This is a genomic window from Dinoroseobacter sp. S76 (assembly GCF_049801095.1).
Taxonomy (GTDB): domain Bacteria; phylum Pseudomonadota; class Alphaproteobacteria; order Rhodobacterales; family Rhodobacteraceae; genus Dinoroseobacter.
The window spans coordinates 210327-221483 of record NZ_JBNAGH010000003.1 but is presented as its reverse complement, the minus strand read 5'-3'; the positions used below and the strand labels follow the sequence as shown (position 1 = coordinate 221483).

10 protein-coding genes are annotated in these 11157 nt (G+C 65.2%); 8 read left to right on the top strand and 2 right to left on the bottom strand.

Going from position 1 to position 11157, the window contains the following annotated elements; translation table 11 throughout:
* Positions 1–44: 44 nt before the first annotated feature.
* The 8 genes from dnaG to ribD all read left to right on the top strand — a co-directional run bounded on the left by dnaG (position 45) and on the right by ribD (position 7972).
* A complete protein-coding gene (gene dnaG / locus ACP153_RS10755; RefSeq protein WP_424970987.1) occupies positions 45–2024 on the top strand; it encodes a DNA primase in 1980 nt (659 codons plus the stop codon).
* Positions 2025–2150: 126 nt separating this feature from the next.
* Positions 2151–4145, top strand: coding sequence for an RNA polymerase sigma factor RpoD (gene rpoD / locus ACP153_RS10750; protein WP_424970986.1), 1995 nt, complete (start codon positions 2151–2153; stop codon positions 4143–4145).
* A 48-nt stretch (positions 4146–4193) separates the two neighbouring features.
* A complete protein-coding gene (locus tag ACP153_RS10745; protein ID WP_424970985.1) occupies positions 4194–4634 on the top strand; it encodes a hypothetical protein in 441 nt (146 codons plus the stop codon).
* A gap of 290 nt (positions 4635–4924) precedes the next feature.
* A complete protein-coding gene (locus tag ACP153_RS10740) occupies positions 4925–5413 on the top strand; it encodes a hypothetical protein (RefSeq protein WP_424970984.1) in 489 nt (162 codons plus the stop codon).
* Positions 5414–5450: 37 nt separating this feature from the next.
* A complete protein-coding gene (locus tag ACP153_RS10735; RefSeq protein ID WP_424970983.1) occupies positions 5451–5705 on the top strand; it encodes an HlyU family transcriptional regulator in 255 nt (84 codons plus the stop codon).
* Between the two features lie 131 nt (positions 5706–5836).
* Positions 5837–6256: a secondary thiamine-phosphate synthase enzyme YjbQ gene (locus ACP153_RS10730; protein ID WP_424970982.1), complete on the top strand. Its 420-nt coding sequence runs from the start codon at positions 5837–5839 to the stop codon at positions 6254–6256.
* Between the two features lie 147 nt (positions 6257–6403).
* The gene (gene nrdR / locus ACP153_RS10725; RefSeq protein ID WP_424965898.1) at positions 6404–6871 is read left to right on the top strand and encodes a transcriptional regulator NrdR; all 468 of its coding nucleotides are present in this window, start codon (positions 6404–6406) and stop codon (positions 6869–6871) included.
* Positions 6872–6874: 3 nt separating this feature from the next.
* A complete protein-coding gene (gene ribD / locus ACP153_RS10720; protein ID WP_424970981.1) occupies positions 6875–7972 on the top strand; it encodes a bifunctional diaminohydroxyphosphoribosylaminopyrimidine deaminase/5-amino-6-(5-phosphoribosylamino)uracil reductase RibD in 1098 nt (365 codons plus the stop codon).
* Here ribD and ACP153_RS10715 read toward each other — a convergent pair.
* Together ACP153_RS10715 and ACP153_RS10710 are read right to left on the bottom strand one after the other, a co-directional pair.
* Positions 7969–9969 carry a capsular polysaccharide biosynthesis protein gene (locus tag ACP153_RS10715; protein ID WP_424970980.1) on the bottom strand — a complete coding sequence of 667 codons (2001 nt, stop codon included), beginning with the start codon at positions 9967–9969 and terminating at the stop codon, positions 7969–7971. The two genes, ribD and ACP153_RS10715, sit on opposite strands and share 4 nt — an antisense overlap.
* Before the next feature lie 26 nt (positions 9970–9995).
* The gene (locus tag ACP153_RS10710; RefSeq protein WP_424970979.1) at positions 9996–11150 is read right to left on the bottom strand and encodes a polysaccharide biosynthesis/export family protein; all 1155 of its coding nucleotides are present in this window, start codon (positions 11148–11150) and stop codon (positions 9996–9998) included.
* Positions 11151–11157 lie beyond the last annotated feature (7 nt).

Here is an 11157-nt window from a genome sequence, read left to right as displayed (position 1 = left end):
CGCGGGCGCTGGACTTCGCGGGGCAGGGCACCGATATTTCCCAGATGAGTCTGCCACCCGGTTTCCTTGATGAATTGCGCGGTCGCGTGTCCATGACACAGGTGGCTGGGCGCAAGCTTGTCTGGGATATGCGCAAATCCCAGCAGGGCAAGGGCGATATGTGGGCCCCGTGCCCCTTCCACCAGGAAAAGACCGCGTCTTTCCATGTGGATGATCGCAAAGGCTATTATTACTGCTTTGGCTGTCACGCGAAGGGGGATGCGATCTCCTTCGTGCGTGAGACCGAGAATGTGGGCTTCATGGAAGCAGTAGAGATCCTCGCCGCCGAGGCCGGGATGACCATGCCCGCCCGCGATCCAAAAGCGGCGGCCAAAGCGGATCGACGCAGCCAGCTGAGCGATGTGGCTGAGCAGGCGGTGCAGTTTTTCAAGCTGAACCTCAAGACTGGTGCTGCGCGGGAGGCGCGGGCCTATCTCGCGGGGCGGGGCCTGTCCGAGGCTGCTTGCGAGCGCTGGGAGATTGGCTTTGCGCCCGAAGGCTGGCAGCATCTCTGGGACCACCTGCGCGGCAAGGGTGTGGCCGAGGACCTGATCCTCGGAGCCGGGCTCGCCAAACCCTCGCGCAAGGAGGGTGGGCGCCCCTATGACGTCTTCCGCAACCGGATCATGTTCCCGATCCGCGATGCGCGGGGGCGGGCGATTGCCTTTGGCGGGCGGGCCATGGATCCCGAGGACGGGGCGAAATACCTCAACTCGCCGGAGACGGAGCTTTTCGACAAGTCCCGGGTCCTCTTCAACCATGCGCGCGCGCGGGAGGCGGCGGGCAAATCCGACATGCTCGTCGTGGCGGAGGGGTATATGGATGTGATCGCGCTGTCGGAAGCGGGCTTTCCGGCGGCGGTTGCGCCCCTCGGCACGGCGGTCACGGAGCCGCAGCTTGAGCTGCTCTGGCGGATCTCACCTGAGCCGATCTTTGCGCTGGATGGCGACCGCGCCGGGCTGCAGGCCGGACAGAGGGTGGTCGATCTGGCCCTGCCGTTGATCGAGGCGGGGAAATCCCTGCGGTTCTGCATCCTGCCGGAGAAGAAGGACCCCGATGACGTGATCCGTCAGGACGGGGCCGATGCGATGGGCACGCTCCTGCGCGAGGCGCAGCCCATGCTGAACCTGATCTGGCAGCGCGAGACCGAAGGGCGTGCGTTTGACAGCCCCGAGCGCAAGGCTGCCTTGGGCAAGGCGCTGCGCATGTCCGTTGCGAAGATCAAGGACCCCTCGATCAAGCAGCATTACGGGCAAGAGATCAAAGCCCGACTCGACACGCTCTTTGGCTATGGCGGCGGTGAAGCGCCGCGTTCTAGCCCCAGTGGCGGGCGCGGTCCCAGTCGGGGCGGAGGCTGGAAATCCAAGGGGCCGGAGCGGCCGACCGCGAACCTCAAGGCCTCGGCCCTTGTGACCTCGAACGCCGATGAGCAGCTGCAGGAGGCGTTGATCCTCGCCACGCTCTGCACCCATCCCATTCTGATCGACGAGTTCGAAACGGCGCTTCTGGATCACCGCTTTGCCTCGCCCGGGTTCAGTGCGATTGCCATGGCGCTGACCGCGACCGATCCCGAAGCCCGAAGCGCGCGGATCACATTCGAGGACCCCGATTGCCGCGAGACCCTTGATCTCATCCTGCGCGAACGCCATGTGCAGATTGCGCCGTCCCTGCGCCCTGGCTGCGACGAGGATATCGCGCGCCTCTCGGTCGCCGGGGCATTCGCCAAGCTTTCGGCGCAGGCCGGATGGCAACGGGAACTGGATGAGGCGATCGAGGATTTCGACTCCGCCTCGAATGAAGAGATTACATGGCGGCTCGGGCAGGCCGCCGAGGCCCGCAATTCCGCGGGACGCGTCGCCCAGGATGACAAGACCGAATACGATATTGCCGAGAACGGTGCGCGAATCAGTCGAGACGAACGCAGCGCCTTTGACGACTTGCTCAATGGCATCAGCTTTGGCAAAGGACAGACAAACGGGGGCTGACCCCGCACGGAAAGTTAAGTAAACACGGATAAAAGCGGGAAGCGCGAATCACTTACGACCTGATTCGCATACGGGGTGGAACAGAACGATGAACCGGCACGCTCCCCTTTAATCAAGGAAACATGAATGGCCGCCAAAGACACTGACGACCGCAAGACCGACGACCAGGACGCCGAGGCCATGCTCGACATGAGCCAAGCGGCGGTCAAAAAGATGATCGCCGAGGCGCGTGCGCGCGGCTACATCACCTACGATCAACTCAATCAGGTGCTTCCTCCGGACCAGGTCAGCTCCGAACAGATCGAAGACGTGATGTCGATGCTCTCGGAGATGGGGATTAACATCATCGAGGAAGATGAGGCCGAAGAGGGGGAAACCCCGGCCTCAGCCTCTACCCAGGTCGTGGAAGCCTCCGGGTCTCGCGAAGTCGCCGTCTCGACCACCTCGTCGGAAGCGCTGGACCGCACCGATGACCCGGTGCGGATGTATCTGCGCGAAATGGGCTCGGTCGAACTCTTGAGCCGCGAGGGCGAGATTGCCATCGCCAAGCGGATCGAGGCCGGGCGCAACACGATGATCGCCGGTCTCTGCGAGAGCCCGCTGACCTTTCAGGCGATCACGATCTGGCGCGACGAACTTCTCTCCGAAGACATTCTGCTCCGCGATGTGATCGACCTTGAGGCGACCATGGGCGGGGCCATGGACGAGGACGAGGAAAGCTCCTCCGTCGTCGAGATGGCCGCCAACAGCCCCAGCGCCCCCTCGGAAAAGGCCAACGAGCCCGAGCTCGACGCCGATGGCAACCCGATTGCCAAGACCGAGGACGAGGATGACGAGGACGATCAGGCCAACATGTCGCTCGCCGCGATGGAGGCCGCGCTCAAGCCCAAGGTGTTGGAGACGCTGGACCTGATCGCACGGGATTACACCCAGCTCAGCGATATGCAGGATCTGCGGATCTCGGCGACCCTGAACGAGGATGAAAGCTTCTCGATCGAGGATGAGGCGAATTACCAGAAGCTGCGCGCGGAGATCGTGCTGCTGGTCAATGAGCTGCACCTGCATAACAACCGGATCGAGGCGCTGATCGACCAGCTCTACGGTATCAACCGGCGCATCATGTCCATCGACTCGAACATGGTGAAGCTGGCGGATCAGGCGCGGATCAACCGCCGCGAGTTCGTCGAGGCCTATCGCGGTTACGAGCTCGACCCGACCTGGGTGGAGCGGATGTCCGAAAAGCCCGGGCGCGGCTGGCAGGCTTTCATTGAACGCTCCAGCAGCAAGATCGAAGAGCTGCGGGCCGACATGGCTCAGGTCGGCACCTATGTGGGCGTCGACATCACCGAGTTCCGCCGCATCGTGCAGCAGGTCCAGAAGGGCGAGAAAGAAGCCCGGCAGGCCAAGAAAGAGATGGTCGAGGCGAACCTGCGTCTCGTGATCTCGATTGCCAAGAAGTACACGAACCGCGGCCTGCAATTCCTCGACCTCATTCAGGAAGGCAATATCGGCCTGATGAAGGCGGTCGATAAGTTCGAATACCGCCGCGGCTACAAGTTTTCCACCTACGCGACCTGGTGGATCCGTCAGGCGATCACCCGCTCCATTGCGGACCAGGCCCGGACGATCCGGATCCCGGTCCATATGATCGAGACGATTAACAAACTGGTGCGGACTGGTCGGCAGATGCTCCACGAGATCGGCCGCGAGCCGACGCCGGAGGAATTGGCCGAAAAGCTCCAGATGCCGCTGGAGAAGGTCCGCAAGGTGATGAAGATCGCCAAGGAGCCGATCTCTCTCGAGACGCCGATTGGCGACGAGGAAGACAGCCAGCTGGGCGATTTTATCGAGGACAAGAACGCGGTTCTGCCCCTCGACAGCGCGATTCAGGAGAACCTCAAGGAAACCACGACCCGGGTTCTCGCCTCGCTCACCCCGCGCGAAGAGCGCGTGCTGCGCATGCGCTTCGGCATCGGAATGAACACCGACCACACGCTCGAAGAAGTGGGTCAGCAGTTCAGCGTGACCCGCGAGCGGATCCGGCAGATCGAAGCCAAGGCGCTCCGCAAGCTCAAGCATCCGAGCCGCAGCCGCAAGCTGCGCAGCTTCCTCGATCAGTAAGCGCGTCGGGCGTGCCGCGAAGGCGCGCCCGCACCGCCCGATCCAGTCATGAGCAGCAAGTTCATCATTTTCGTCCTCGGCGTCGCGCTGGTTGTGTTCTGCGCCTATGTGTTCCGCGACCGTATCCCGAGCCCGACCGTCACGGCCAAGCGCCCCTATTCCGCGCCGAACGGCCACAAGGTCGCGCCGCTGGAACTGGGTCCGGACCAGTTCGAGGTTTGGGATCGACCGGGGGCCATCGGACGGGACTACTTTTGCGCCGCTGCGAAATATGCCGAGGCGGTCCTGCGGGCCGAGCCCTCGGATCATCTGCGCGTGACAACCGGTTTTGGTCCGAGCCAGGTGCGGGACAACCGCCGGGCCGTTGGGTTCGAACTGGTCCCTGCGTCAGAGCTCGGCGATTCAATTTCGCCCAATAATCGGGCGCCGGTCATCGACACCCCCGGGGAAAGCCGATCGATCCTCGTCTCTCGGCGGTTTTGCGCTTAGCCAGCGGCGCGCTGCGGGAAATCCGGCGGTTTCGCGGTGGTCTCTCCCCCCAGCATGGTTACCATGGGTCAACGATCACGCGGGGGGCGACCATGACACAATCTGTTCGACTGCTATGCCTTGTGGGGGCGTGTATGGTGCTCGTGACCGCGGCGGTCATTCTGCCCTGACATCGCCCACCGGCGCACACTCAACCGTTATTGTGCCTGCCGCCCCGCTGGGGATAGGCTGCGAAGGAGTTGAGTGACATGCGGGCCAATCGCGGGCCCGTTCCCAGTGTGGAGAGGGCGATGAGATCTCAGACAAACCTGTGGCGCGGGTCCTGCACGGCTTGGGCCTTGTGCCTCGGCCTTGCGGCGACCCTGATGAGCTCAGCGGCAGAGGCGCGGAGCCTTTCGGAGCGCTACACCCCGAAATCGCCCTATCGCGCGATCAACGAGTTCGGGGTCATTCCCAGCGCGGAGTCGGGCGCGGTGCTCGAGGTCTATGCCAAGCCGGGCGCATCGGGCATGAAGTATTTCTGCGCGGCGGCGGAATTCGCCCAACGCTTCCTGCGCTCGCAACCCAGCGACCGGCTGGTGATCAGCCGCGCAGAGGGGCCGAGTGCGACACGCGCCGGGTCGACCAGTGTTCTCTTCGACATTGTGCCGCGCGCGCAGGCGCAGGGTCTGCCCTCGGGGGGCGTTACCCTCAGCCCGAACCGGGTAGGGGAGAACCGCAGCGTGAATTCGGGCAAGTCCTTCTGCAAGCCGCCAGACCGGCGGCGCGATGATGATTGACCTAGGCCACTGACAGAGGCGAGCGAGGGGGCGCGCAATGGCATTATTCTCAAAACTCTTCGGCAAATCCGAGCCGACCATGCCCGAAGCCGAACAGCATGAAGGGTTCTCGATCACACCGCAATCGGTGAAGGAGGGCGGGCAATACCGGCTGACCGCCCTGATCGAGAAGGATGGCAAATCCCATATGCTGATCCGCGCGGACCATTTCGCAAGCGCGGACGAGGCGAATGCGGCGGCCGTGGCCAAGGCCAAGATGCTCATCGATCAGCTGGGTGACGGTCTGTTCTGATCCGTTTGGAGCGCGCTTCGCCGCAACGGGGTGGACGGAGCCAAGACGGCGCTCTGGCGAGCATCACGCAATTCCAGGCCAGCGCAGCGTTTTCCCTTGCTGCGCAGGCGCATAGGCGGAACACTCCCGCCATGGCGCATCGTATCCTCACCATCTCAACCACGGGCCCGGGCCTGACCGAGTTCACCCGTGACGTCGCAGCATGGGTCGCGGCCCAGAATATGGCCGAGGGGCTCCTGACCCTGCAGATCCAGCACACTTCCGCGTCCCTGCTGATCCAGGAGAATGCGGATCCGGAGGTGCAGACCGACCTCACGGCGTTTTTTCACCGTCTGGTCCCGCCGACCACCGACCCCTCCATGGCCTATCTCACCCATACCTATGAGGGGCCCGACGATATGCCGGGCCATATCAAGGCGGCACTCCTGCCGACCTCCCTCCAGATCCCCGTGTTGGACGGCCGAATGACCCTCGGCACCTGGCAGGGGATCTATCTGGTCGAGCATCGTGACCGCCCGCATCAACGTCGCGTCACCGCTCTCTTGCGGTGATCGAGGCCGAGTGCGGCATTCCGGACTCAGGTTTGACCCAAGATAAGCCCTGTCCAATTGCCCTCTACCCAAGCCATAGAGAGCTACCTATAGTGCCTGTGGATAACTGGGGGCCAACCCCAAGAGCAGGAACACGAGGGAGCAAGCATGCGCTGCCCATTTTGCGGAAATGTCGATACGCAGGTGAAGGACTCGCGTCCGGCAGAAGACCACGTCGCCATCCGGCGTCGGCGGTTCTGCCCGGCTTGCGGGGGCCGCTTCACCACATATGAACGGGTGCAGCTCAGGGACCTGATCGTCATCAAGTCCTCGGGCAAACGTGAGGATTTCGACCGCGACAAGCTCGAGCGCTCGATCCGCATCGCCATGCAGAAACGCCCCGTCGAACCGGATCGGCTCGACCAGATGATCTCTGGCATCGTGCGGCGGCTCGAGAGCATGGGCGAAACGGACATCCCCTCGGCCACGATCGGCGAGATCGTGATGGAGGCGTTGGCCCGGATTGACACGGTCGGATATGTCCGCTTTGCCAGCGTTTACAAGAACTTCCAGGCGGCGGATGACTTCGACAAATTTGTCAGCGAGCTGCGGCCGCCCACCAGCCCGGACAACTGAGCCATGGAGACAGACCTGCGCTGGATGCAGGTTGCGCTGACGCTGGGGCAGCGGGGGATGGGCCGGACATGGCCCAACCCGTCCGTGGGCTGTGTGCTTGTCAGCCCGGAGGGCCGCGTTGTCGGACGTGGCTGGACCCAACCCGGCGGACGCCCCCATGCGGAGGTCATGGCCTTGCGGATGGCGGGACCTGCGGCACGGGGCGCAACGGCCTACGTTACGCTCGAGCCCTGTTCTCACCATGGAAAAAGCGGGCCCTGTTCCGAGGCCTTGATCTCCGCCGGCGTGGCGCGGGTGGTCTCGGCGTTGCAAGACCCGGATCCCCGGGTTTCGGGCCGGGGGCATGCGATGCTCCGCGCGGCGGGTATTCCGGTGACCGAAGGCGTTGGCGCAGCACAGGCACAGCAAGACCACGTAGGGTTTCTGACCCGCGCGACTGAGGGGCGGCCCATGGTGACTCTCAAGCTTGCCTTGACCCTGGACGGGCGCCTGGCCACGGCCTCGGGCGAGAGCCAGTGGATCACAGGGCCTGAGGCGCGCCGGGTGGGCCATGCCATGCGGGCCCGCCATGACGCGGTGCTGATCGGCGCCGGAACCGCGCGCGCCGATGACCCGACGCTGACCGTGCGCGGGCTTGGCGTCACGCAGCAGCCTGTGCGGATCGTGGCGGCGCGCCGTCTGGATCTCCCCTTTCCCTCCCGGCTGAGCGACACCGCGTCACCCGAGGCTCCGGTCTGGATCTGTCATGGATCGGACGCACCGGCGGACCGGATTGCCGAGGCCACCCGGCTTGGTCTGACCTGCATCGCGGTTCCGGAGGGGGCAGGCGGGCTCGATCCCGCCGCCATGCTGGCCGAGCTCGGGGCGCGCGGTCTTACCCGGATTTATTGCGAGGGGGGCGGGGCGCTTGGCGCGTCGCTCCTGCGGTCAAGCCGGGTGGACAGGCTGGCCGTGTTCCATGCAGGCTGCGCCATTGGCGCCGATGGTCGCGCCGGGCTGGGGGAGATGGGGCTCGAAGCCCTCGGGGACGCGCCGCGCTTCGAACGCATGCGGAGCGTGCCCGTCGGGGCAGATCTGCTCTCGGAATGGGCGCGCCTCTAGCGCCAGAGCCAGGATTGTGACGCGAGCAGCCCCTGCAGTTTGGACAGGATCCTGAGTGGCGGCGCGGGGGCTGGCGCGCCTGCCTCGAGCCGATCGAGGATGACCTCCACCGGGCAGGGCAGGTTGGTGACCGGATCGTGATAACGCGGGTAGTCGATCAGCGCGGCCTCGACGAGTGCTGCGAGATCAGGTCGTGCGGTCCGGCGCGCAAAGGCCGGATTGCTGCGGGGCGCCAGATCCTCTGTCAAACCCCAGCCCGCATAGAAAGGCAGGCCCGCGCAAGTGACCGACCGGCCTCGGATCAGCGCCTCAAACCCCAGTAGAGAGGAGAGCGTCCAAACCTCATCCGCGGCCATCACGCAGGCGATCGGGTCCGCCTCCCGCGCCACCGCATCAATCAGAGGGTTCTCCGTGAGGCCGGAGCGCAGGCCAGCCTCCACATCCGGGTGCGGTTTGTAGATCAGATAGCCTTCCGGATGCGCGGCCCGGGCGGCGGCGACAAGCTGCGGGATATCCGTGATCTCTCCGGCCTGTCCTAGCGCGACCGACGCGTCATCGGCGACCTGCCCGACCACCAGAATGCATTTTTGCCTTTCAGGGGCGGTCGGCGGGGCCTCGGTTCCGGTATTGTATTTCGACAGATCGCCGTGTCGGAGCCGCGACAACAAGGCCTGCCCGCGGGCCGACGCGCCTCGGGTCGCAGCGCGGGTGATCAGGGCCTCGAGATCGCTGGGCTGGTGGGGATCGTAGTAGATGCCCGTCCCGTCCCGCACGAGGGACAAGGGCGGCACCAGCGATGCGCCCAGCCCGTTTGATCGTAGGAACCCGTCCTCGACCCGGTAGAGCTGGGTATCTGCATCCGCAGAGATCTCTGGGCTCGCAGCTTGCGCCCAGCTCAGGATCGGTTTGCCGCCGGCCTTCGCAGCAGGGATCGGTGTCTCGGAGAACGACAGCGACCCGCTGCCAAAGACGCGCCGGATCGTGTCGCGCTTCCAGAGGCGCATTCCGTGGGCCACGTAGCCTTGCTGGTCTTCGCGCCAGGCCCGGGCGCGGCTCGCCAGCTGCGGGATAACCTCTTCGACCTCGCAGAGGCGGTCGCGATAGGGGTCGTACCAGACCGGGTAGAGCGCAAGGGCCCCGAGGGCGAGCTGTGGGGCGCTCAGCCGTCGCTGGCGGCGGGGCAGGGGCGCGCGGTCATCGCTGAGCCCCCAGCCCGCGTAGAAGGGTTGGCCAAAGACCTGGGGGCGGTGGCCCGCGAGGATCGCCTCGAACCCAAGTTGTGAGCTGACGGTGTAGACCGACGACGCGTCTGCGAGCAGGGGCCAGACCGCGCAGGGCCCACAGTCATCGGGGCCGAGATGGCCCGCGCGGTCTCCGCTTGCCGCAGGATGACCCTTGATCAGGATCTCGCGCCCGGGATGCTCTGCGCGGGCGGCGGCGAGCATGGTCTCGAACCGGGCGGCATCCGCGCCCCCGTAGCGGATCGAGGCGTCATCGCGCAGCTGATCCACCACCAGCACATAGCCGGGCGCAAAAGCGGTCTGCGGCGCGGTCACCGCATTGTATTTGCTGAGTCCCGCGTCCTTGAGCGCGGCGATGATCGCCTCCCCCCGTGCGCTGTCCTCGAGCGCGTGCGTGGCGAGCAGCGTCTCCAGATCGCTTGGTCCCGACGCGTCATAATAAGGCCGCTGCCGGTCCAGAGTGATCCCGTGGCGAGGGCCTCCGGCCTTGCCCGGCAGCACCGAGCGGAGGAACGCATCCTCGAGATAGAGCGGGGCCGCCCCGCTGCGGAGGGCCATCGCCTCACCGCGTGCGGCCGTGCGTGCCGAACGCCCCCAGATCGCCACATGGCCGCCGGGCCTGGGCATTCCCAGACGCAGGTCGATCCCTGCCAGAGCCAGGATCCGGCGCAGATTGCGATCGGTCAGGTGACTGAGCGAGGAGAGATGCACCGGGGTGCCGGGATGCAAAAAGGGCGCGCGCGGGTCACCGCGCACGCCCTCTGCTCTGTCGCTGTCCCGCGTCAGTTGCTTGTCAGCGTGTCGATATTGGCTGCGGGCTGTACCACAGAACCCAGCAGCAGGCTGACGGTCTTGTTCCAACGGGCGATCGGCGCTTCGGTCACGTAGATCGTGTCGCTGTCCTTCACGAAGAAGTCCTCAGCGGTGAAGAGCCCGGTCGGTTGGGTGAGGTCGAGGACATACACCATGCGCTGGTCGCCTTGCAGCTCCGGACGGCCAAGAACGCGGCGGGCAACCTCTTCTCTCTCGTCCCGCAGGATGAAGACGCCCGTCGGATCCGCGAGGTTGGGGTCGAGGCCCCCGACCTGCGCCAGCGCTTCGAGCGCCGTGAGATCCTGGGAGTCAAAGCGGACCCGTGTCTGGCCGCGGGTGGCCCCCATCGCGATAAAGCTGCGCGGATCCTGTTCAACCACGATCCGGTCGCCGCCGCGCAGGGCAATGTCGAGCTCTGGATTGCTGTAGAGGTCGGTGAGCCAGATCGTTCCGATCTGACCGCTGCGGATGACGCGCACCAGCACTTGCTCGTAATCGGCGAACTCGGCGTTCACGCCGCCCGCCCGGGCGATCATCGAGGACAGGGTCCGGGTCGGACGCTCGATCGTGTAGACGCCTTGGCCGTTCACATTGCCGACCACAGTGACCGCTGCGCCATCACCTGCGATGCGGCGCACGCTGACCTGGGGGTCGGGTGTCTGGGTCTCTAGCTGCCGGGTGATGATCCCGCGCAGCGCCTCGGGCGTATTGCCCGCCGCCATGATCCGACCCGCATAGGGCACAAAGATGAAGCCGGCGCTGTCCACCTGAACCTGGTCGATCACCGAGGCTGCTGCCCCGCCGCGGGCGAGAAGGCCTTCGACCACGTTTTCCCAGATTGTCAGGCTCAGTGTGTCGCCGGGACGGATGGAATCGGGGCTGACGGTGCCAGCGCCGAGGAAGCTGCTCGAAAACCCGAGCTGATCCCGCAGAACTGTCTGCTGGGCGACCGCATCGTTCACCGGGACGATAAAGGCGTCGCCCTGCTGCGTGACCGATCCGTCAAACAGTTCGTTCTTAACCGGGCCGCTGCGCGGTAGACCACAGGCGGCCACCGCACCGGCGACAACCAGCACCATGCTTGCCCGACCAACCCGGGCAATGAGACTTGTTCTGCCGAACATGATGTTT

Bases quoted from the DNA above. Each gene is read 5' to 3' on its own strand.
- nrdR (WP_424965898.1), top strand. From the start codon at position 6,404: ATGCGCTGCCCATTTTGCGGAAATGTCGATACGCAGGTGAAGGACTCG.
- dnaG (WP_424970987.1), top strand. From the start codon at position 45: ATGAGTCTGCCACCCGGTTTCCTTGATGAATTGCGCGGTCGCGTGTCC.
- ACP153_RS10745 (WP_424970985.1), top strand. From the start codon at position 4,194: ATGAGCAGCAAGTTCATCATTTTCGTCCTCGGCGTCGCGCTGGTTGTG.
- ribD (WP_424970981.1), top strand. From the start codon at position 6,875: ATGGAGACAGACCTGCGCTGGATGCAGGTTGCGCTGACGCTGGGGCAG.
- rpoD (WP_424970986.1), top strand. From the start codon at position 2,151: ATGGCCGCCAAAGACACTGACGACCGCAAGACCGACGACCAGGACGCC.
- ACP153_RS10710 (WP_424970979.1), bottom strand. From the start codon at position 11,150: ATGTTCGGCAGAACAAGTCTCATTGCCCGGGTTGGTCGGGCAAGCATG.
- ACP153_RS10740 (WP_424970984.1), top strand. From the start codon at position 4,925: ATGAGATCTCAGACAAACCTGTGGCGCGGGTCCTGCACGGCTTGGGCC.
- ACP153_RS10730 (WP_424970982.1), top strand. From the start codon at position 5,837: ATGGCGCATCGTATCCTCACCATCTCAACCACGGGCCCGGGCCTGACC.
- ACP153_RS10735 (WP_424970983.1), top strand. From the start codon at position 5,451: ATGGCATTATTCTCAAAACTCTTCGGCAAATCCGAGCCGACCATGCCC.